The 20,999-nt window shown below is 68.9% G+C and carries 22 protein-coding genes; 11 read left to right on the forward strand and 11 right to left on the reverse strand.

Translation table 11 applies throughout. From position 1 onward, the window contains the following. Positions 1-16: 16 nt before the first annotated feature. Together V6M51_RS09910 and V6M51_RS09915 are read right to left on the reverse strand one after the other, a co-directional pair. Positions 17-478 carry an NUDIX domain-containing protein gene (locus V6M51_RS09910; protein ID WP_332766754.1) on the reverse strand — a complete coding sequence of 154 codons (462 nt, stop codon included), beginning with the start codon at positions 476-478 and terminating at the stop codon, positions 17-19. A 22-nt stretch (positions 479-500) separates the two neighbouring features. Beyond that, positions 501-1,658, reverse strand: a complete 1,158-nt coding sequence (locus V6M51_RS09915; RefSeq protein WP_332766756.1) for an acyl-CoA dehydrogenase family protein — start codon at positions 1,656-1,658, stop codon at positions 501-503. Between the two features lie 180 nt (positions 1,659-1,838). Here V6M51_RS09915 and V6M51_RS09920 point away from each other — a divergent pair, with 180 nt between their 5' ends. Continuing rightward, positions 1,839-2,348, forward strand: a complete 510-nt coding sequence (locus V6M51_RS09920; protein WP_332766758.1) for a DUF1993 domain-containing protein — start codon at positions 1,839-1,841, stop codon at positions 2,346-2,348. A 188-nt stretch (positions 2,349-2,536) separates the two neighbouring features. On the opposite strand, the gene V6M51_RS09925 is transcribed toward V6M51_RS09920, so the two are convergent. Then, entirely contained in the window at positions 2,537-4,351 is a 1,815-nt protein-coding gene (locus V6M51_RS09925; protein WP_332766760.1) for a flavin-containing monooxygenase, read from the reverse strand. 166 nt (positions 4,352-4,517) lie between these two features. On the opposite strand from V6M51_RS09925, the gene V6M51_RS09930 reads away from it, so the two are divergent. From V6M51_RS09930 to V6M51_RS09960, 7 genes are all read left to right on the forward strand, one after another. Further along, positions 4,518-4,712 carry a hypothetical protein gene (locus tag V6M51_RS09930; RefSeq protein ID WP_332766762.1) on the forward strand — a complete coding sequence of 65 codons (195 nt, stop codon included), beginning with the start codon at positions 4,518-4,520 and terminating at the stop codon, positions 4,710-4,712. A gap of 83 nt (positions 4,713-4,795) precedes the next feature. After that, a complete protein-coding gene (locus V6M51_RS09935) occupies positions 4,796-5,365 on the forward strand; it encodes a TetR/AcrR family transcriptional regulator (RefSeq protein ID WP_332766764.1) in 570 nt (189 codons plus the stop codon). 108 nt (positions 5,366-5,473) lie between these two features. Continuing rightward, on the forward strand, positions 5,474-6,463 hold the full coding sequence (locus V6M51_RS09940) for an aldo/keto reductase (protein ID WP_332766766.1): 990 nt from the start codon (positions 5,474-5,476) through the stop codon (positions 6,461-6,463). An 85-nt stretch (positions 6,464-6,548) separates the two neighbouring features. Next, entirely contained in the window at positions 6,549-7,046 is a 498-nt protein-coding gene (locus V6M51_RS09945) for a hypothetical protein (protein WP_332766767.1), read from the forward strand. Positions 7,047-7,120: 74 nt separating this feature from the next. Further along, positions 7,121-8,326 carry a parallel beta-helix domain-containing protein gene (locus tag V6M51_RS09950; protein ID WP_332766769.1) on the forward strand — a complete coding sequence of 402 codons (1,206 nt, stop codon included), beginning with the start codon at positions 7,121-7,123 and terminating at the stop codon, positions 8,324-8,326. Further along, the gene (locus tag V6M51_RS09955) at positions 8,323-9,381 is read left to right on the forward strand and encodes an SO2930 family diheme c-type cytochrome (protein ID WP_332766770.1); all 1,059 of its coding nucleotides are present in this window, start codon (positions 8,323-8,325) and stop codon (positions 9,379-9,381) included. Before V6M51_RS09950 ends, V6M51_RS09955 begins: the two co-directional genes overlap by 4 nt. A gap of 277 nt (positions 9,382-9,658) precedes the next feature. Continuing rightward, on the forward strand, positions 9,659-10,585 hold the full coding sequence (locus V6M51_RS09960; protein WP_332766771.1) for a leishmanolysin-related zinc metalloendopeptidase: 927 nt from the start codon (positions 9,659-9,661) through the stop codon (positions 10,583-10,585). 33 nt (positions 10,586-10,618) lie between these two features. Here the strand turns inward: V6M51_RS09960 and V6M51_RS09965 are convergent, their stop codons facing one another. From V6M51_RS09965 to V6M51_RS09975, 3 genes are read right to left on the reverse strand one after another with little or no spacing between them, the layout of a single operon-like run. Then, on the reverse strand, positions 10,619-11,572 hold the full coding sequence (locus V6M51_RS09965) for an ornithine cyclodeaminase family protein (RefSeq protein WP_332766773.1): 954 nt from the start codon (positions 11,570-11,572) through the stop codon (positions 10,619-10,621). Next, a complete protein-coding gene (locus V6M51_RS09970) occupies positions 11,572-12,969 on the reverse strand; it encodes an AMP-binding protein (RefSeq protein WP_332766775.1) in 1,398 nt (465 codons plus the stop codon). The genes V6M51_RS09965 and V6M51_RS09970 overlap by 1 nt, the downstream gene beginning before the upstream one ends. 6 nt (positions 12,970-12,975) lie before the next feature. Beyond that, entirely contained in the window at positions 12,976-13,440 is a 465-nt protein-coding gene (locus V6M51_RS09975) for an Lrp/AsnC family transcriptional regulator (protein ID WP_332766777.1), read from the reverse strand. Positions 13,441-13,558: 118 nt separating this feature from the next. On the opposite strand from V6M51_RS09975, the gene V6M51_RS09980 reads away from it, so the two are divergent. After that, the gene (locus V6M51_RS09980) at positions 13,559-13,816 is read left to right on the forward strand and encodes a DUF6356 family protein (protein WP_332766779.1); all 258 of its coding nucleotides are present in this window, start codon (positions 13,559-13,561) and stop codon (positions 13,814-13,816) included. Here V6M51_RS09980 and V6M51_RS09985 read toward each other — a convergent pair. Genes V6M51_RS09985 through V6M51_RS09995 form a run of 3 tightly spaced genes read right to left on the reverse strand, consistent with a single transcriptional unit; the run spans position 13,813 to position 17,490 of the window. Then, positions 13,813-15,087 carry an N-succinylarginine dihydrolase gene (locus tag V6M51_RS09985; protein ID WP_332766780.1) on the reverse strand — a complete coding sequence of 425 codons (1,275 nt, stop codon included), beginning with the start codon at positions 15,085-15,087 and terminating at the stop codon, positions 13,813-13,815. The two genes, V6M51_RS09980 and V6M51_RS09985, sit on opposite strands and share 4 nt — an antisense overlap. Continuing rightward, the gene (astD, locus tag V6M51_RS09990) at positions 15,084-16,493 is read right to left on the reverse strand and encodes a succinylglutamate-semialdehyde dehydrogenase (RefSeq protein ID WP_332766781.1); all 1,410 of its coding nucleotides are present in this window, start codon (positions 16,491-16,493) and stop codon (positions 15,084-15,086) included. The genes V6M51_RS09985 and astD overlap by 4 nt, the downstream gene beginning before the upstream one ends. After that, a complete protein-coding gene (locus tag V6M51_RS09995; protein ID WP_332766782.1) occupies positions 16,480-17,490 on the reverse strand; it encodes an arginine N-succinyltransferase in 1,011 nt (336 codons plus the stop codon). The genes astD and V6M51_RS09995 overlap by 14 nt, the downstream gene beginning before the upstream one ends. A gap of 113 nt (positions 17,491-17,603) precedes the next feature. On the opposite strand from V6M51_RS09995, the gene V6M51_RS10000 reads away from it, so the two are divergent. Further along, positions 17,604-18,086 carry an Lrp/AsnC family transcriptional regulator gene (locus V6M51_RS10000; RefSeq protein ID WP_442957849.1) on the forward strand — a complete coding sequence of 161 codons (483 nt, stop codon included), beginning with the start codon at positions 17,604-17,606 and terminating at the stop codon, positions 18,084-18,086. Positions 18,087-18,278: 192 nt separating this feature from the next. Here V6M51_RS10000 and V6M51_RS10005 read toward each other — a convergent pair whose 3' ends face one another. Further along, positions 18,279-19,526 carry a hydrolase gene (locus V6M51_RS10005; RefSeq protein WP_332766783.1) on the reverse strand — a complete coding sequence of 416 codons (1,248 nt, stop codon included), beginning with the start codon at positions 19,524-19,526 and terminating at the stop codon, positions 18,279-18,281. 52 nt (positions 19,527-19,578) lie between these two features. Here V6M51_RS10005 and V6M51_RS10010 point away from each other — a divergent pair, with 52 nt between their 5' ends. Further along, positions 19,579-20,472, forward strand: a complete 894-nt coding sequence (locus V6M51_RS10010; protein WP_332766785.1) for a 2-hydroxyacid dehydrogenase — start codon at positions 19,579-19,581, stop codon at positions 20,470-20,472. On the opposite strand, the gene V6M51_RS10015 is transcribed toward V6M51_RS10010, so the two are convergent. Then, positions 20,469-20,939 carry an Lrp/AsnC ligand binding domain-containing protein gene (locus V6M51_RS10015; RefSeq protein ID WP_332766786.1) on the reverse strand — a complete coding sequence of 157 codons (471 nt, stop codon included), beginning with the start codon at positions 20,937-20,939 and terminating at the stop codon, positions 20,469-20,471. The two genes, V6M51_RS10010 and V6M51_RS10015, sit on opposite strands and share 4 nt — an antisense overlap. Between the last annotated feature and the right edge of the window lie 60 nt (positions 20,940-20,999).

A 20,999-nucleotide genomic window follows, 5' to 3' on the forward strand; every position in this document is an offset into this window, starting at 1 on the left:
TTAGGGCGGCAACTGCTCATCGGGACTTGAGGGCTTCAGCAGCCTCCAGAGCGGACCGAGCGAGCGGGCTAGGTAAATCGTCGAGCGGAAACCAGCCTAGGCCCGTGTGCTTCTCGGGTTCGAGCAAAGCTGGCTCGCCCTCGAACTCTTTCGCAAGAAATGCCGGCGACACCCAGTGAACGCGCTCCTCAGGCGCCACGTAGTCTACGACACAGAGAAGTTCGAGCGCCCCAAGGTTGATGCCAAGCTCTTCCGCGGTCTCTCGGCGCGCAGCCTCTTCCGTCCTTTCCCATAGTTCGACCTTGCCGCCAGGCAGACTCCAGCACCCGGCTTCTGGCGAACGCGCCCGACGGATCAGCAGCAAATTCCGGTCCCGAAGGACAGCGACGCCGCAGCCCACCCGCGGCCCATTTGATAGTCGCGTAGGCATTCGATCACCGTCCCAAATTGATGTTCGCTTTCTACCCTTGGCGGCCATGGGTCAGCCACGCACCACCCCCTCAAAACCCCGCCGTCGTCGTCGGCAGCCCCAGGAACAGCCGCCCCACCGTCTCCAGGATGTTCGGCGAGACCATGAAGTGCTGGGTCGCCACGTGGATGTCGCGGAACTGGCGTTGCAGCGGCGAGACCGCGTAGATCGAGGTGCCGCCGGCCAGGGTGTACATGGCGTCGACCACGGCCGTGGACTCCGCCACCGCGTGATTGACCGCCAGGCGCATGTCGCGGCTGTGGTCGAGGGACAGGGGCTCGGAGGCCTGGGCCGCCTCCCAGGCCGCGTCGATGGTCTGGTAGAACAGGGCTCGGGCGGCGCGCAGGCGGGCCTCGGCGCGGGCGATCTCGATCTGGGTGTGGGCCCGCTCCGACAGCGGCGCCGAGGAGCCGCCACGGCGCTTCTCGCCCACCACCCGCGTGGCCTCGTCGAGCGCGGCGCGGCCGATGCCGAGCGCCACCGCCCCCACCCCCTGGGCCAGAGGCGAGAAGGCCGGGAAGCGGTAGAGCGGCCGGTCGGGCAGGTTCTTCACCAGCACGCCCGCCGCATGGCGCTCGGGCACGAAGACGTCCTCCACTGCGAAGGCGGTGCTGCCGGTGCCCGACAGCCCCGAGACCCGCCAGGTGTCCAGCGAGGTCACCTGGTTCCTGGGGAAGAACAGCATGTGGTTGCGCGGCAGGCCGGCGGAGTTCTTCAGCGGCTCACCGTCCTCCACCAATATGCAGCCGCCGCCGATCCAGTCGGCGTTGGGCGAGCCCGAACCCCAGTCCCAGCGGCCGGTGACCCGGAAGCCGCCCTCGACCCTGGTAGCGATCCCATTGGCCGCGAAGACCCCGGTGGCCAGGCTGTCGGAGCGGGCCATGATCTCGCCCACCGCCTGGCCGGTCAGGCGGCCGAAGGCGAGCGTCGTGGTCGCCGCGATGAAGGCCACCCAGCCGCAGGCGGCATCCCCCTGGGCCAGGGCCTCATAGACCTCGGCGGCGGTGCGCGGCGAGACCTCCAGGCCGCCGCGATCGGCGGTGACGAACATCCGGTAGAAGCCGGCCTCGCCCATGGCTTGGGAGATGTCCGGGGGGATCTGGCGGGCCCCCTCGATTTCCGCGCCCCGGGGAGCGACCTCGAGCGCCAGGCGCCGGGCGCGTTCGATCAGGTCGTGCTCGACGCTCATGGCTGACTCCCCCTCGGCGAGAGCCAGCCGACGGGGTTTCGCAGAATCTGTCAACGGAGCCGCCGCGGGTGTCGATTTCATCGCCCCCGGATCGTTTAGGCGTGACGGTCGCGCGCATCGCTTGGCAGAGGTCCCCGACCGGTCCTACACCAGCCATCCCAGCCAACCAGGAGGTCGCCCGTGGCGGTCAGTCTCTTCACCTACGTCCAGCAATACGCCCACGCCCTGGAGACCGCCTCGCACATCCTGACCCGGGGCGCGGAACACGCCGCCGCCAACGGCGTCAGCGAAGCCGAGATGCTCGACTGGCGGCTGATCGAGGACATGTCGCCCCTGCGCTTCCAGCTGATGGTGGTCTGCAACTTCGCCCGCCAGTGGCCGGCGCGGGCCGCGGGCCTGCCGGTCCCGGCCGACATCACCGACGACCTCGACCTAGCCGGATTCCAGGCCGCCATCACGCAGGCCAAGCAGTACCTGGCCGGCCTGACGCCCGAACAGTTCGCCGGCCGCGACGATGTTCCCCTGACCATCGCCATCGGACCCAGCATGGAGCCGACCCTGCCGGCGGGCCGCTGGCTGGCGATCTTCGCCACCACCAACCTCTATTTCCACCTGTCGACCGCCTATGGGATCCTGCGGTCGCGGGGCGTGCCGATCGGCAAGGTGGACCTGTTCGCCGGCGGCCTCTGAGAGCGGAGCTATCCTTCGCAAGATGCTCCCCTCCTGGGGGAGCTGTCAGCGAAGCTGACTGAGGGGGACTTTGACTCGCTTTGGTGCGCCTCAAACCCCCTCCGTCTCGCCGCCAAGAGGCGACGATCCACCTCCCCCAAACCGCGCGACGCGCTGGGGGAGGATCTAGTCCTGTGCTTCTTGGCTCCTCAGCGGAACGCCAGGCCCTCGAACTCGCCTGAGCTGCGCCAGCCCTCGATGTACTTGAAGAAGGCCGTGGCCCCGGCCGGATAGCCGACATTGAGCCGCGCCGCCGGGCCCGGGTCCTGGCCCTCGTTGTTGTAGTAGCCGGGCGTGCAGTCCGGAGCGCCCAGCATGCGGCCCATGCCGGTCAGCAGCAGCTCGACCCACTTTTCCTGAGCCTCCTGGGTGACCTCGACCTGGCTGTGGCCGCGGTCCAGGGCGTGCTTGACGGTCATGGCGATGGTCCGGCCCGATTCCGTCAGGTTGTGCGGCACGTTGGAGATCAGGTTGGCCCCCTGGGTCGGCTGCACAAAGAAGGCGTTGGGGAAGCCATGCACGTGGATGCCGTGCTTGGAGCGCATGCCCTCGCCCCAGGCCTCCGACAGCTTCAGGCCGTCGCGGCCGGTCAGGTCGAAACCGGCGCGGCGCTTGTATTCGGTGCCGACCTCGAAGCCCGAGGCGTAGATGATGCAGTCGACCTCGTACTCGACGCCGCCGACCACCAGGCCCTTCTCGGTGATGGCCTCGACGCCCTTGCCGTCGGTGTCGATCAGCCGCGTGCCGGGGGTGTTGAAGGCCTGCAGATAGGCGTCGTGGAAGCACGGCCGCTTGCAGAGCTGGCGATACCAGGCCTTGAGGTTCTGGGCGGTTCCGCGGTCGGCGACGATGGAATCCACCCGGGCGCGGATCTCCTCCATCTTCTCGAAGTCGCTGTCCTCATAGGCGGCCAGCATCTTCATCGGTACGCGATCTTCTGGCGGCAATTGCATGATCTTGCTGCGGATTCTTCGCGACAGGTCGGTCCAGCCGTCCATGACCAGATCGACCTCGGCGTTGCCGCCGGCCTGGTTGGCGGTGAAGTTCTCCAGCCAGCGGGTCTGCCAGCCCGGCGTGGCGATCTCGGCGAACCAGTCCGGATCGATCGGCTGGTTGGCGCGCACGTCGATGGACGAGGGCGTCCGCTGGACGACCAGCAGTTCCTTGCAGGCGCGCGCCAGGTGCGGGACCGCCTGGACCGAGGTCGCCCCCGTGCCGATGATCGCCACCCGCTTGTCGGCGAGCTTCTCCATCAGCCCGCCCCTGGGGTCGCCGCCGGTATAGTCGTAGTCCCAACGGCTGGTGTGGAATGAGTGGCCCTTGAAGCTCTCGATGCCGGGGATCCCCGGCAGCTTGGGCACGTGCAGCGGGCCGGTGCCCAGGCCGATAAAGTCGGCGGTGAAGCGGTCGCCGCGGTTGGTGGAGATCACCCAGCGGGACTTGGCGTCGTCCCAGCTCAGGTCCTCGACCTCGGTGTGGAACAGGGCGTTCTCATAGAGCCCGTACTGCTTGCCGATGCGCTGGCACTGTTCCAGGATTTCCGGTGCGTGCGCGTACTTCTCGGTCGGCATGTGCCCGGTCTCTTCGAGCAGCGGCATGTAGATCATCGAGGCGGTGTCGCACTGGGCGCCGGGATAGCGGTTCCAGTACCAGGTGCCGCCGAAGTCGCCGCCCTTCTCCACGATCCGCACATCGGTGACCCCGGCCTCGACCAGCCGCGCGCCGGTCACCAGGCCGGCGAACCCGCCGCCCACGAAGGCGAACGTGACGTGGTCGGTCTTGGGCGCGCGCTCGACACGCGGGGTGTAGGGATCGTCCAGATAGTGGGCGAGACGTCCCCTGACCTCCAGGTACTGCCCGTTCCCGTCGGGCCGGAGCCGCTTGTCGCGCTCCTCGATGTACTTGGCCAGCAGCGCCTGCTTGTCGATCCGCGGCTTGTCCGCCGCCTCGGTCGTCATCGTCATGCAATAGGTTCCAATCGAAATCCGGGCCGAAAATCCCTTGCCGCTGGAGGCTTGGCGCGACGATGATCGCCGGCGCGCCAAGCCTCGGCGGCTGCAATGACTTCGAAGATAGAGTATGGCGCGATGGCGCGCCATATCTACGCGACCGCTTTCTGAGGAGGCCGGCATGATCCGCACGGACCTGCCAAAACTGGCCCGCCCGGCGCAACGGGCCCTGGCGGGCGCGGGCGTCACCTGTCTCGAGGACCTGGCCGGGCACACCGAGATCGAGATCGCCGCCCTGCACGGCATGGGCCCCAACGCGCTTGGCCGCCTCAAGGAAGCCCTGGCCGCCATGGGTCTGGACTTCAAGGGCGCCTGACCTCCATCCCCCTTCCTCACCCGCTCACGGGCAGGAAGAGGAGCCGCTTGACTCGCCCGCCCTGAACCCCGACGTGTGAGCGCATGCTCACAGACACCCTCAGCACCAAGGACCGGCTGCTGCGCGCGGCGCTGAAGATCGTCGCCCGCGACGGGATGGGTGCGGCCACCACCGCGGCCATCGCCGCCGAAACCGGCGTCGCCGAGGGCACCCTCTATCGCCACTTCCCCAGCAAGGACGACCTGCTGATCGAGGCCTATCGCCGGCTGAAGGGCGAGGTGTTCACCGCCATCTCGGAGGCCGGCGACGGCGACGGGCCGCCCACCGAGCGCCTGAAGCGGCTGTGGCTGACCCTGCTCAACGCCTATCGCTCCGACACCGAGGCCTTCACCTTCGGCCAGCGCTTCGCCGAATCCGCCCTATCGGAGCGCGAGGGCGGGACGGCGCATGAGCGTATCGGCGCGGCCCTGACCCGCCTGCGCGACGCCGGCGTGGCGGCGGGCGTGTTCAAGAATCTGCCGACCGACATCCTGTCGAACCTGTTCTTCGGTCCGGTCGGCTACATGGTCAAAAGCGAGATCAAGGGCCGGGCCTGGAGCGAGGCCGAACTGGACATGGCGGCCGACGCCGTCGTGGACGCCTGGCGGGCCTGAACATCGGTATTCCAGCTTGACGCCGGTCCGGCGCGGGGCCTATAAGACGATGTGAGTGAACGCTCACACACCTCCCCCATACCCCATCTCGACAGAACGGAGCTCCCCATGATCCGTCGTGAAATCGGCCGTACCGGCCGGCAAGTGAACGCCATCGGCCTCGGCTGCATGGGCATGTCCATCGCCTATGGCGAACCCATGGACAAGGCCGAAGCCGTCAAGCTGCTGCACGCCGCTCTCGAGCGCGGCGTCGACCATTTCGATACAGCCGAGCTCTACGGTTTCGGCGCCAATGAGGAACTGCTGGGCGAGGCGTTCCATGACCGCCGCGACCAGGCCTTCATCGCCACCAAGTTCGGCCCGGTGGGCGACCTGGCCACCCGCACCGTGCGCGGCGTCGACGGCTCTGAGGCCAATATGCGCCGGGCTGTCGAGCAGTCCCTGCGCCTGCTCCGCACCGACCACATCGACCTCTACTACCTGCACCGCAAGGACCCGGCCCGGCCGATCGAGGAGACCGTCGGGGCCATGGCCAAGCTGGTGGCCGAGGGCAAGATCGGCGCGATCGGCCTCTCCGAGGTCAACGCCGAGACCCTGCGCCGCGCCCAGGCCGTCGCCCCCATCGCCGCGGTCCAGTGGGAGTATTCGATCTTCACCCGCGATATCGAACGCGAGGTCCTGCCCCACTGCTGGGAGACCGGGGTGAGCGTCGTGGCCTATTCGCCCCTGGGCCGGGGCATGCTGACCGGCGCCTTCAGCCGCGAGGTCCGTCCGGAAGGCCAGGACTACCGCGCCGTGGTCTCGCCCCGCTTCCAGGGCGACGCCTACGAAGCCAACATCGCCCTGGTCGACGAGATCGAACGCCTGGCCAAGGCGCGAGACGCCACGCCCTCGCAGATCGCGCTCGCCTGGGTGCTGGCCACCAAGCCCAACGTGGTGGTCATTCCCGGCACCACCAAGCTCGCCAACCTCGAGAGCAATCTCAAGGCCGCCGAGCTGCAGCTCACCCCCGCCGAGACCGCCAGCCTCGACGGCCTGGCCGACAAGGTCCAGGGAACCCGCTACGACGAACGCGGCATGACCCTGGTCGACGCGTAACTCCGAAGCGACGCGTATCTTTTTCCGCGTCCGTTGATGCGCGGCGCTGAGCGGCATTAGGGTCAAGCTTTCCCGGAGGGACAGCATGGCCGCGATGGATAGCTTGGCGCCGCGATCAGACGCCCGCCCCCGCCAGGCGATCCTCTGGGCCTGGTTGGTCGCGGGAACCCTCGACATCGCCGACGCGGCGGTCTGGTCGCTGATCAAGGGCGGCTCGCCTATGGACATGCTGCGCTATGTGGCCAGCGGGCCGTTCGGCGACGGGGCCAAGGACGGCGGACCGCCGATGGCCCTGGTGGGGCTCGGCGTCCACTTCGCCATCATGCTGGTCATGGTCGCGACCTATGTCTTCGCGGCGCGACGCCTGCCGATCTTGGTCCGTCGCCCCTGGATCTTCGGACCGCTCTACGGGCTCGGCCTCTACGTCGTGATGTTCCTAGTCGTCCGGCCCCTGCGCTTCGGGACCTGGCCCAACCTGGCGGCCGACAGCCTGACCAACCAGCTGACAGCCCACATCGTCTTGGTCGGCCTCTCCATCGGCCTGATCACCGCCCATTTCCTGCGCAAGCCCGCCGACGGATAGCCCTCGCCAACTGAACGGCGACAACCTAGCCTGCGGACTCAAAGGGGCGCGTTAGACGCCGCTGGGAGGACGCCATGAGAATGCTCGCCATCACCCTCGCCGCTGTCCTTGCGGCTGGCTCGGCGCAGGCCAAGACCCTCGCCGTGGCGCCGGGCGCGAACGCCCAGGAGCGGGTCCAGACCGCCCTGATCGACGCCAAGCCTGGCGACGTGATCGAGCTGGCCGCCGGCCGCTACGACTTCACCGACGGCCTGTCGCTCGACATCGACGGCGTGACCGTCAGGGGTGCGGGGCCGGGCCAGACGGTGCTGTCCTTCTCCGGCCAGAAAGGCGCGGGCGAAGGCCTGCTGGTCACCTCCGACCGCGTGACGGTCCGCGACTTCTCCCTGCAGGACACCAAGGGCGACGGTATCAAGGCCAAGGGCTCCGACCAGATCAGCTTCCTGAACCTGGTGGTCGAGTGGACCGGCGGGCCGAAGGAGACCAACGGCGCCTACGGGGTCTATCCCGTCTCCTCGACCAACGTGCTGATCGACAAGGTCACGGTGCGCGGCGCCTCGGACGCCGGCATCTATGTGGGCCAGTCGAAGAACATCGTGGTCCGCAACTCGACCGCGGAATTCAACGTCGCCGGGATCGAGATCGAGAACTCGATGAACGCCGACGTCTACGACAACCTGGCGACACGCAACGCCGGCGGCATCCTGGTGTTCGACCTGCCGAACCTGCCGCAGATGGGCGGCCATTCGACCCGGATCTTCCGCAACAGGGTGGTCGACAACGACACGCCCAACTTCGCGCCCAAGGGCAATATCGTCGCCAATGTGCCCACCGGGACTGGCGTCATGCTGATGGCCAACAAGAACGTCCACGTGTTCGACAACGAGATCGACGGCAACGCCAGCGCCGCGGTGATCCTCATCGCCTACAGCCAGACCTTCGACGACAAGACCTACAATCCCCTGCCCCGCGACATCGTGGTGCGGAACAACCGCCTGGGCCGCAACGCCTGGGCGCCGGCCTTCCCAGGCGGGGCGATCCTGGCCAAGGCCTTGGGCGGCACGGTGCCGCCGGTGATCTGGGACGGCGTCGTGACCTGGCCCGGCAGCGAGGCGGTCCGGGTGCGGCTGAGCGACGGGCCGGTGGTCAATCTCAACCTGCCCAAGCCCGGCGCCCTGATGGAGGCCAATCCCAAGATCTCGCCGACCCTAGGCGACGCGGTGATCGAGGAGCCCAAGCCGGTGGTGCTGCCGGCCGACCAGGACCAGCTGATCCCTTGAAACGGCTGGCCGCGATCCTCGCGGCGGCCGTGCTGCTGGGCGCCGCGCCCCGGGCCCCACCCGTGGCCCTGGACCTCCTGCTGGCCGAGACGCCGGCCCCCACCCTGGACGCCTACCGCCTGTTCGTCGACGCCGGCGCCCGCTCGCCCAACGGGCGGGTGACGCCCTACGGCCTGAACACCCCGCTGTTCAGCGACTATGCCGAGAAGTTCCGCTTCGTCTTCCTGCCGCCCGGCAAGGCCGCGGCCTATACGGCGGCGGGGGCGCTGGACTTCCCGGTAGGCACGACCCTGGTCAAGACCTTCGCCTATCCCGCCGATTTCCGCCGGCCAGGCGAGAAGGTTCGCTACCTTGAGACCCGGCTGCTGATCCGCAGGACCGACGGCTGGACGGCGCTGGCCTATGTCTGGAACGAGGACCAGACCGTGGCCACGCTCAAGCGGGCCGGGACCCGCCTGGATGTGAGCTTCATCGACGCCGCCGGCCGGCCGCGTCAATTCGACTATGCCGTGCCCAATGTGAACCAGTGCAAGGAGTGCCACGCCGTGGCCGGGGTGCTTCAGCCCCTGGGGCCCAAGGCGCGCAACCTGAACGGCGGCTTCGCCTACGCGTCGGGGCCCGAGAACCAGCTCGCGCACTGGAGCCGAACCGGCATGCTGACCGCCGCACCGCAGCCCGCCAAGGCGCCGCGCACCGCCGTCTGGAACGACGCAGCCGAGCCCCTTGAGGCCCGCGCCAAGGCCTATCTCGACGCCAACTGCGCCCACTGTCACAGCGCCCAGGGCATGGCCAGCAATTCGGGCCTGTTCCTCGACGTGGAAGAGACCCGACCCGCGGCCCGCGGGATCGGCAAGCGCCCCGTCGCCGCCGGCCGCGGCTCGGGCGGGCTGGAGGTCTCCATCGCGCCTGGCGACCCCGCCGCCTCGATCCTGCTGCACCGGATGAAGTCGACCGAACCGGGCGTCATGATGCCCGAACTCGGCCGCGCCCTGGTCCACGAGGAGGGCGTCGGCCTGATCGCCCAATACATCGCCAGCCTCGAACCGGCGCGTTGACAGCGCCCGAACGCCTCGGCGCCCCTCCAGCTTCATCCCCATTTCGCCGAAGAGGTCTTAGGATTCCGCCCGACAACATGGGCGCCCTTCAGCTTCTCTCGCCGAAACTTACTACCCAAGATAGGTGTTTGATTAGAAAAACTCGCCTGAGTTCAACTCCGTTACTAGTCCGGACGGGCGAACGATCTCAACGCCAAGCTGACACCTCGCAACTAAGTTCTTTGAATTAACCATTTCTGAGGCCTAGCTTCTGCTTTGAAGGAACAGGGAGGCTTCAATGGCGACCACCGAACGTTTCGACTTCTCTGCATTCGATAACGGTGTCGGCAATTCCGGCTTTGGGTTCGCCCACGGGCCCGGCGTCGACCTGCGACCCCAATTGCCGGAGACCACGCCCGACCTGATCGGCGTCGACCTGACCCACCGCATCGACGTGGCGGACGTGGCTTTCGCGGCCGCGGCTGGAGGAGCGTCGGGCAAGCCCGGCGGCGGCGGGGGCGGCGGCGGCGGCGGAATCTCCTTTTCGCCCTACACGACGACAGCGAGCGCCTACAACATCACCATCGAGTTCAAGGGCGGCAGCTGGACCCAGGATCTGCACGACGTCTTCGTGAGCGCGGCCGACCGCCTGGCCAATTTGATCGTCGGCGACGTCCAGAACGTCAATGTCATCATGAAGGGCGGGCTCCGCCTGGTGGACGACATCCTGATCACCGCCGAGCTGAAGAACATCGATGGGGCTGGCGGAATCCTCGGCCAGGCCGGACCCACCTCGGTGCGCACCGGCAGCTACCTCCCGGCGACGGCGTCCATGCAGTTCGACATTGCTGACGCCGCCAACTTCTTCGCCCAGGGCCTGTTCGACGAAATCGTCGGCCACGAGATGATACACAGCGTCGGTTTCGGGACGATCTGGTCCTATCTGGGCCTGGTCAGCGGCACGAATTTCATCGGCACCAAGGCAACCGCGGAATACAACGCCCTGCTGGGCGACGGTTCGGCGGCCGGCGTTCCGCTAGAAACCGGCGGCGGCTCCGGCACTGCCGGCTCGCATTGGTCGGAAGCGATCTTCGCCCATGAACTCATGACTGGCTATATCGACGCCGCGCCGGACCCGCTCAGCCGCATGACCGTCGCCTCGTTGCAGGATCTTGGCTACCAGGTCAGCTACTCGGGGCCGATCGACGGTTACGCCCTGGCCTAGACGCCTTTCGGCGACGCGGATTGCCGATAAGCCTCAGCCTTTCCCCGCATGAAGCGCCCAGGCGGTCGCCAGGTCCTGGACCACGTGGCCGAGGGACTTGTAGACCGTGATCTCTTCAGGCGAGCGGCGGCCCGGAACCTTTCCCGCCAGCACCTCGCCGATCTCGGCGACGATATGGTCGTCGCCGATCAGGCCGGCGGCCTTGGCGCGCAGGAACTCGGCGCCCTGGCGCAGGACGCCTTCCCGGCTGTCGGCGATGAAGCGGGCGGCGACCACCAGGTCGTTGTCGACCTCCACCGGACCGGCATGGCTGGACCCCACCAGGTTCAGATGAGTCCCCGGCGCGACCCAGGCGCCCTTCAGGATCGGTTCGGCGGCTGGGGTCAGGGTGCAGACGATGTCGGCCCCGGCCACGGCGGATTCGACCTCGGCGTGGGCCGTGACCGGCAGGCCGAGCTCGGCCCCCAGCCTGGCGGCGAAAGCCTCGCGGCGGCCGGGGTCGCGGCCCCAGACATCGATCGCCGTCAGCTTGCGGACCTTGGCGATGGCGCGGGCGTGGGTCACGGCCTGCTCCCCGTAGCCCAGCAGGGTCAGGCGCGAGGCCTCCGGACGGGCGAGCGCGTCGGTGGCCACCGCGCTGGCCGCGGCGGTGCGGATGGCGGTGATCTCGCCGGCATGGGCCACACAGACCGGGGCGCCGCTGTCGGGATCGAACAACACCACCACGCCCTGGTGTGACTGGATCCCCTTGGCGAAGTTGTCGGGGAAGATGCTGATCAGTTTGGCGCCGAAGGGCGCGGTCTCACCGAGCGCGCCGGGCATGATCCCGAACATCCGCCCCGCGGCGAGCGGGATGATCGAGCGCAGGTGCTGGCGGGTGGTTCCGGCCGAAAGCGCGATCATCGCCTCGCGCACGATGGGGATGGCGAGATCGTAGGTGAGCCGCGCGGCCACTTCCTCGCGGTCGATCAGATGCATCAGCCGCATCAGGCGAAGGTCCCGGCGTAGGTCTCACGCAGCAGGTTCTTCTGCACCTTGCCCATGGCGTTACGCGGCAGCTCCTCGACGAAGAACACACGCTTGGGGGTCTTGAAGGCGGCGAGCTTCTCGCGCGCCGCGGCGATCATGGCGGCCTCGTCCCCCTGCCCCATGACCACGACCACCACCGCCTCGCCGAAGTCGGGATGGGGCACGCCCACCACCGCGCTCTCGGTGACGCCCGGAAGTTCGTCGAGGATCAACTCGATCTCCTTGGGATAGACGTTGAAGCCGCCGGAGATGATCAGGTCCTTGGCCCGGCCGGAGATCCAGACCCGGCCGTCGGGGTCCTGGCGGCCGACATCGCCGGTGAGGAAATAGCCGTCGGCGGTGAACTCCTCGGCGGTCTTCTCCGGCATGCGCCAATAGGCGGCGAACACGCTGGGGCCCTTGATCTCGATGACTCCGGTCGCCTCGCCGCCGCCGATGCGCAGGGCCACCCCCGGCAAGGGATAGCCGACGCTGCCGGCGATGCGTTCGCCGTCCAGCGGGTTGGAGGTGATGATCACCGCCTCACTCATCCCATAGCGTTCCAGGATGCGCATGCCGGTGCGGGCCTCGAACTCGGCGAAGGTGGATTCCAGCAGGGGCGCCGAGCCGCAGATGAACAGGCGCATGTGCCCGGCGGCGTCGCGGGTGAAGCCCGGATTGGCCAGCAGGCGGGTGTAGAAGGTCGGCACACCCATCATCACCGTTGACCGAGCCAGCCCCGCCAGCACCTGGCCTTCGTCGAACTTCGGAAGCCAGACCATCGGCGCGCCCGACAGGAAGGCGCAGTGCAGGGCCACGAACAAGCCATGCACATGGAAGATCGGCAGGGCGTGCAGCAGGACGTCGTCGGGGCTGAAGCCCCAGGCCTTATGGAGGGCCTGGGCGTTGGCCGCCAGGGCGCCGTGGCTGAGCATGGCGCCCTTGGAACGGCCGGTGGTGCCGGAGGTGTAGATGATCGAGGCCAGGTCGGCGTCGTCGCGGGGGGTGGTCTGGAGGCGGGGTTTTCGGGTCCGGGCGTCGGCGACAAAGGCCTCGGCGTCCTCGACGAACAGCACCGGCTCGGCGTCTTCGAGGAAGTAGTCGACCTCGGTCTCGGTATAGGCGGTGTTGAGCGGCAGGAAGACCGCCCCGACCTTCAGCGTCGCCAGATAGACCGCCACCGCGGCGAGGCTCTTTTCCGACTGCAGGGCGATGCGGTCGCCGGGCTCGACCTCGTGCTCGATCAGCAGGGCGGCCGTGCGGGCCACATCGTCCTCGAATTGGCCGTAGGAGACGGCGGTCCCGTCGGCCAGCAGGAATGCGGGCTTGGTGCGGTCGGCGGGAAAGCGGGCGGCAAGCAGGTCGTAGAGGTTCATCATCCCTCAGAGCGGCAGGGCGGTGGTGAACTTGATCTGCTCCATGGCGAAGGCGGAGGAGACGTCGTTCAGCGGCGCGGTGGCGATCAGGCGTTTGTAGAAGCGGTCATAGGCGGCGATGTCGGAGACCACCACCTTCAGCAGATAATCGGTTTCGCCGGCCATGCGGTAGAACTCCACCACCTCGGGCAAGGCCGCCGCCCCCTTGGCGAAGGCCGCGATCCAGGCCTCGTCGTGGTGGCTGGTCTTGATCGAGACGAAGACCACCAGGCCCAGGTCCAGCTTCTCGCGCGCCAGCAGAGCCACCCGCCGCTCGATGACCCCCTCGTCGGTGAGCCGCTTGACCCGTTTCCAGCACGGCGTCTGGGACAGGCCGACCCGCTCGGCGAGCTCGGCCACGGGGATGGTGGCGTCGGCCTGCAGCTCGCGCAGGATTCGCCGATCTATCGGGTCGAGGAGAACGTCTGACACGTCATGGACCGCCTGATGAGAATGATGTTCTCTATTCTGACGTTCAGGCGGCGAATGAGACAATGCCTTTCTCGCCACCTCGAGGCACTCTCGGACCATCACATTCCAGGAGGGCGAGATGCTGGACGCGTTCAATCGGCATCCGAGTGCAGTGGGCGAGACCTATGTCGAGCACCTGGGCCACGCCGGCGGCTTTGGCGCGGAGATGGTCGCGGCCGGGCTGGCGTGCCTGATCCACGCCGTCTTTCCCTTCTGGTTCGAGAGGACCGCGAGCCTGTGCATCCAGCGCCTGCACGCCCAGATGGTCGCGCGCCGCCGCATCGCGCCCCAGGACGACGCCCGCGGCCAGGCCGAAACCTGGTCGTATTCGATCTAGGCGTCGATAGCCTGTTCGAGCGCGGCGTGGGCCGCGCGGGCCTGAGCCCATAAGGCCGGATCGGTGAGATCCTGCGGTGCGATGGCCTCGGGCCAATGGGCCTCCACCGTGCGGGTCAGCCGCTCCCAGCGCGCCTCGTCCAGCAGGAAGCGCGGATCGATCCCGCCCCGGGCGGCCTCGTCGACCGGCACGCGAAGCCGCAGGCAGGCCGGGCCGCCGCCGTTGCGCATGCTTTCGCGCACGTCGACCACCACCGCCTTGGAGATGGGGTTGTTGGCGGCGACGATCCGCTCGACCTCCGCCCAGACCCGTGCGTTCTCGCGGGCCTCGACCGGCAGGATCAGAGCCATGGCGCTGTCCGGCAGGGTCACGAGCTGGGAGTTGAACAGGTAGGACGTGATGGCGTCCGCCAGGCTGACCCCCTGCGTCTCAACCACGTGCAGGCTGGGCAGCCGGCCATGCAGGGCGGCGTAGAGGCCCTGGGCGTCCTCGAAGGCCTCCGGGTGGGTCAGCAGCACGCTCTCGTTGGCGACGGCCACCACGTCGTTGTGGAAGGCCCCGGCCTGGACGGCCTTGGCGTTCTGGAGGGCGAAGAGCGGGTCCGCGAGACCGGCCAGCCGGGCCACCGCCTCGCTGGCCCGGCGGCTCTGGCGTTCGGGAAAGGCCCCACCGCGTAGCTCGCCATGGGCGAAGACGTTGATCCCCGCCGACCCATGGCTAGACGCCAGCCGCATGTGGTTGGCCGCCCCCTCGTCGCCGAAATGCCGGGCCGAGGGCAAGGGGGCGTGGACGGCGAAGCGGGCCTGGTCGCGGAACACCCGCCGCAAGAGGTCATGGGTCTCCGGGCCTTCAAAGCTCCGGTGCAGCATGCCGGCGAGGTTGGCGGTGACCAGATGGATCCGGCCATCGGCGGTGTCGGGGGCCGCCAGGACCGTCGCGGCGTTGGCGCGCCACATGCTGGAGGCCGAACAGACCGCGCGGAACAGGGCGAGATCTTCCGCGGCGGCGCGGGCCAGCACCTCGTCGTCGGAGCCGGAAAAGCCGAAGGGCCGCAGCGCGTCGGCGGCGGGCCGCATCGGCGGCGGCAGGAAGCCCTGGGTCAGGCCCAGGTCCATGACCACGCGCATCTTGGCCAGGCCCTGCAGGGCCGCGGCGCGCGGATAGGCGGTCTCGCCGAAATTGGTCTGGGAGGCGACATTGCCGACCGAGAGGCCCGCATAGTTGTGGGTCGGCCCGACCAGGCCGTCGAAATTGATCTCGACGGTCGTCACGCGGCCAGGCCCGTGCTGATCCGGAACTGGGCGGAGTCCGACTCCAGGCTGGCCACCGGATAGGCGCAATAGTCGGCGGCGTAATAGGCGCTGGGCCGGTGGTTGCCCGAGAGGCCCGGTCCGCCGAAGGGCGCGGTGGCCGCCGCCCCCGTGGTCGGGCGGTTCCAGTTGACGATGCCGGCGCGGGCCTCATTCCAGAACCTGCGATAGAGCGCCTCGTCGTCGCTGAGCAGGCCCGCGGCAAGGCCGAAGCGGGTGGCGTTGGCCGTGGCGATGGCGGCGTCGAAGTCCGGCGCGCGGATGAGCTGCAGCAGCGGGCCGAAATTCTCGCTGTCGGGGACCGCGACCCCGGTGACATCGACCAGGCCGGGGGTCAGGAAGGGACGGTCCGGGGTGGTCGGCTGGAGCTCGCGGATCGCCACGCCGCTCAGGCGCTGTTGGGCCAGCAGCAGGCTCTTGGCCGAGGCCAGGTCGATCACCGGGCCCATGAAGGGCTGGGGATCGTCGAACGGCGCGCCGACCTTGATGCGGTCGATGAGGGCGGTGAGCGCGCCGACGATGGTGTCGCCGGCCGCGCCCTGGGGCACGATCAGCCGTCGGGCGCAGGAACAGCGCTGGCCCGCCGACACATAGGCCGACTGGACGATCAGGTGGGCGGCGCTCTGCGCGTCCGCCACGTCCCAGGCGATCAGCGGATTGTTGCCGCCCAGTTCCAGGGCGACGATCTTTTGCGGCTGGTCGGCGAGCGCCACGTGGATCGCCTTGCCGGCCGAGACGCCGCCGGTGAACAGCACCCCGTCGACGCCCTCGTGGGCGACGAGAGCCTTGGCTGTGTCGGCCCCGCCGGTCAGCACCTGCAGGACATCGGCGGGGACGCCCGCCTCGCGCCACAGCTTGACCAGCAGGACGCCGCTGGCCGGGGTCTTCTCGCTGGGCTTGAACACCACGGCGTTGCCGGCCAGCAGGGCCGGCGCCATGTGGCCGTTGGGCAGGTGCATGGGGAAGTTGAACGGCCCGATCACCGCCAGGACCCCGTGCGGCCGGTGGGCCAGGCGCGCGCGGGCGCCGGCCGCCTCCCCGGTCCGCTCTCCGGCCCGTTCGGCCTGGGCGCGGATCGACACCTCGACCTTGGCCGAAACGGTGTCGGCCTCGGTCAGGGTCTCCCAGAACGGCTTGCCGGTTTCACGACTGATCAGGGTGGCGATCTCCTCGCGCCGGTTGCGGGCGAGGTCGGCGAAGACCCGGGCGATCCGGCAGCGCTCCTCCAGGGGCGTCGCCGACCAGGCGGCGAAGCCCTTGCGGGCCCGCGCCACGGCGGCGTCCACCTCGGCGGCCGAGGCGGCCGGACCGCTCCAGACCACTTCGCCGGTGCAGGGATCGGTGGAGACGAACTCAGAATTCGACATGACGCACGCGGTCTCCGACTTGAACATTCAGCGCCCGAGCCAGGTCGGGGGTCAGGGTGACGCCTGCCTCGCCGCTCCAGATCCGGCCGCGCGAGGCTCTGAAGCCGGCCGCATGGCCGGCGGCCACCAGCATCTCCGGCCCGTCCTCGCAGGGCTCGACGGCGGCCACGGTGGAGACCCGGCTCTCGCGCACGGCCTTCAGGCTGTCGATGTCGGCCACCATGGTCGGTCCGGCGTCGAAGATGTCGACACATCCCTCGAAGCGGAACCCCTCCTCCATCAGCAGGGCCTGGGCGCGCAGGCCGTCGGGATGGCACTGGCCGACGCAGGCCGCGGCCTCCGGCGACAGCAGGTTGAGATAGATCGGATACTTCGGGCCCAGGTCGGCGATCACCTGTTTGCCGGCGCCGACGCTGATCTTGTCGGCCTCGGAGAACTCCAAGCCGTAGAAGCGCTTGCCCACCGCCTCCCAGAACGGCGAGACGCCGTCCTCGTCCTGATAGCCGCGCAGTTCCGAGACCACTCGGTCGCCGAACCAGTCGCGATGCTCGGCCATGAACAGATAGCGGCTGCGAGCCATCAGTCGGCCGCCGGCCACCCCGCGCAATCCGGGCCGCACGAACAGGCCGCCCACCTCGGCCGAGCCGTCATAGTCGTTGACCGGGGTCAGCAGGGTGTTGTCCACGCTCTTGCCGAGCGCCTGGGAGCTCTGCCGGATGCGGCCGATGCGGTAGGAATAGAACGGCCACTCCCCCCCGACGCTGGGGAAGATGCAGCCGGTGCCGACCACCTCGTCGCCGATCTCCAGCACCAGCAGCAGCTGGCTGTGGCCGCGCGCGCCGGCGAAGGCCGCGGCGCTGCCAGCCAGCAGGGCGGCCAGCTTGTCGCGGCAGGACGGCAGGTTGGTCATGCCCAGGCCCGCGGTCTTGGCGAGCGCGTGCAGGGCCTCGAGGTCGTGGGCTCCCGCGGCTCGGATGACGACGCCGGTGGCGATCATGAAATCCTCCGCAGAATGATCGAAGCTCAAGCGGCTTATTGTGCTAGGGTTTGTGCGAAATGGGCGGCGGAAGACCGGGGGTCAGGCCGCAGATCATGCGGGAAGTGGGGGCCTTGGACGGATATTCTGCACTCGACCGGCTGGACCTGAGGATCCTGGCGATTCTCCAGGCCCAGGGCCGGATCACCAACCAGGCCCTGGCCGAGCAGGTGGGTCTGTCGGCGAGCGCCTGCCTGGCCCGGGTGCGCCGGCTGGAGGCCGATGGCCTGATCCAGGGCTATCATGCCCGCCTCGACATCGAGCGTATCCGGCCCACCGTGACGGTGTTCGGCGAGGTGACCCTCAAGAGCCACCGCCCCGCCGACCTGCTGGCCTTCGAGGCGGTGCTGGCGCAGATCCCCGAGGTGGTGGAGGCGGCCCAGGTCTCGGGCGCCTTCGACTACCTGATCAAGGTGGTGGCGCCCGATGTGCGGACCTGGGGCGAACTGGCCGACCGCCTGCTGCAGGAGGGCTTGGGCGTCGACAAGATCGCCAGCCACATCCTGATGAAGGACGCCAAGCCCTATCGCGGAACGCCGGTGACGACGGGGCGCTGATGTCGGACAACCACCTCCTCTCCCCTTCCAAGGGGAGAGGGTAGGGTGAGGGGATGCGGCGCGAAGCGGCGCAACTCGGTCTACCAACAAGCTCGGTGCGGCGGAGATGCCCCCCTCACCCTACCCTCTCCCCCCGGAAGACGGGTGGAGAGGAGGTGGCTTGCAAGCGCGGCCTCAGCCAAGAGAATGGTTCTAAGCGTCCCCCATCGCGGCCTTGATCTTGGCCGCCGGGATATCGCCGGTGGCGAGCTTGGCGAGGATCAGGGCGGAGAGCTGGGCGCGTTCGACGAAGCTCTCGGGCCAGGCGTGCTCGGCCTCGCTGTGGATGTCGCCGCCCCGGACGCCCAAGGTGTCGACATTGGGCAGGCCGGCGGCGAACAGGTTGTTGCCCTCGCATACCCCGCCCGACGAGGCCCAGGTGATCTCCTGGCCGAGCAGGGCGCCGGCTTCCTTCACGGCCCCAAACAGCTGTTGCTGGGCCGGGGTGAACGGCTTGGCGGGACGGGTGAAGCCGCCATGCAGCTCGGCCTCGATGCCCTCAGCGGCGGTGGCGGCCACGGCGTCCTCAACGAACTTCAGCGCCCACTCGCCGGCTTCGCGGTCGGGCAGACGGATGTTGAACCGCACCACCGCGCGGTCCGGCACCATGTTCAACGGCCCGCCGCCGTCGATGCGGGCGACATTGAGGGTCACGCCCTCCCGCCGGCCATTGGCGGCGACCAGGCGCGTGGCGAGGTCGGCGGCGGCGGCGATGGCGTTGCGCCCCTTGTCGAAGTCGCGGCCGGCATGGGCGGCGCGGCCTCGCACCACCACATGGAAATTGCCCGAGCCCTTGCGCTGGGCGGCCAGCGCCCCACCGGCCATGGCCGGTTCGTAGGTCAGGCCCACATGACCCCCGCGCGCCAGCTCCGCCAAGTGCGGAGCCGACGCGAGCGAGCCGATCTCTTCGTCGGGGGACAGCAGGACACGGTAGCCCAGGCTGTCGCGGGCCGGGTGATGCTCGAAGGCGGCGAGCGCGGCCAGCATCACGCTGATGCCGCCCTTCATGTCGGCGATGCCGGGGCCGTTGAGCGCCCCGTCGGCGCGGGTCACCACCTTGGTGAAGCCGCTCTCGGCCGGATAGACCGTGTCGTAGTGGCCGGTGAGCACCACCTGCACCGGGGCGTCGGGCCGCACGGTCAGGCGCAGGGCTGGCGTATGCCTTTGGGCCTTGAGTTCACCGTCGGCGGCCACCTCGTGGCTGTCGGCCAGGGGCAAGGCCTCGACCTGGCCCGGCAGGTCGCCGAGCACACCCTGGAAGACGGCGCATTGGGCCTCGAGACCCGGAAGATTGCGGCTGCCCGAGCCGATGGCGCACCAGTCGATGGCGCGGCCGACGAGATCGGTTTCCTGACCGGCGAGACGGTCGAGGATGGCGGAGTCGGAGGAATCCAGTTTCATGCGCGCGAGCCTCGCGCCGAACGGTGCCCACGCGCAAGGCCCGGAGGATTGAATGACCATCCCGTTCCTGTCGCGCCTGGATCCCGAGGCGACCGAACTCTGGCGCGGCCTGCTGGAGCTGGCGCTCGGCGAGCCGGTAACCCTGGGCCCCCCGGACGATCGCGGCGCGGTCGAGATCGCCGTAGTCGCCAATCCCCCGCCGGGCCAGCTCGCGACCCTGCCGAATCTGAAGTTCATTCAGTCGGCCTGGGCCGGGATCGACGGCTTGATGGCTGACCCCGCCCTGCCCCGCCATGTGGCCCTCGCCCGCTTGATCGACCCGACACTGGCGGCCCAGATGGCCGAGGCCGTGGCCGCCCACGTCCTGGCCCTGCACCGCCAGGCGCCGGCCTACGCGGCCCAGCAAGCGCGAGGGCTCTGGCGCAAGCTGCCACAACCCCCGACCACGGGACGCCCGGTCGGCCTGTTGGGTTATGGCGAAATGGGAAGAGCCTGCGGCAAGGCGCTGACAGCGCTGGGCTTTCCGGTCTCGCGCTGGACGCGGTCGAGCGGCGATCTGGGCGAACTCCTGGCCCGTAGCGAGATCGTCGTGAACCTGCTGCCGCTGACGCCGGAGACACGGGGAATCCTCGGTCAGGCGACCTTCACGCGCATGCGGCCCGGCGCCGCGATCATCAATGTGGGACGCGGCGGACACCTGGCCGAGGCCGACCTGATCCCGGCCCTGGAGTCAGGCCAGCTCGGCCACGCCGTCCTCGATGTGTTCGAGACCGAGCCCCTGCCCGCCGATCACCCGTTCTGGCGCCACCCGAAGATCACCATCACCCCGCACGCCGCGGCGATCACCGACCCAGCCAGCGGCGCCCTGCGGGCCGCCGAGAACATCGCCCGTTTCCGCGCCGGCCAACCGGTGACGGGACTGGTGTCGTTCGCGACCGGGTACTAGACCGGCAGTTCGGTCACCGACTTCACCTCTTCCAGCACGGCGTAGGTGCGGGTCTCGCGTACGCCCGGCATGCGCACCAGGACCTCGCCCAGGAAGCTGCGATAGGCCTCCATGTCGCGGACGCGGGCCTTGATCAGATAGTCGAAACCGCCGGCCACCATGTGGCATTCGAGGATTTCGGGACTACGCTGGGCGGCCTGGGCGAATTCGGCGAAGGTGTCGCCGGTGGTCCGGTCGAGCTGGACCTCCACGAAGATCAACAGGGCCCGGTCGATGGCCTTGGGGTCCAGCAGCGCCGAGTATCGCAGGATCACGCCGCGCTCCTTCAGGCGGCGGACACGATCCGAACATGCCGAGGGCGAGAGGTGGCATTGCTGGGCCAGGTCGAGGTTGCTGATCCGCCCGTCCCGCTGCAGCACCCGCAGCAGGCGGCGGTCGACCTCATCCAACTGCACATCGTTCGGCATTTTCGACTCGCTTCGTAGTTATATCCGGCCGATTAGCCATACATCCGCAGGACATTCGAT

It is taken from the genome of Phenylobacterium sp., assembly GCF_036677185.1.
Taxonomy (GTDB): Bacteria; Pseudomonadota; Alphaproteobacteria; order Caulobacterales; family Caulobacteraceae; genus Phenylobacterium.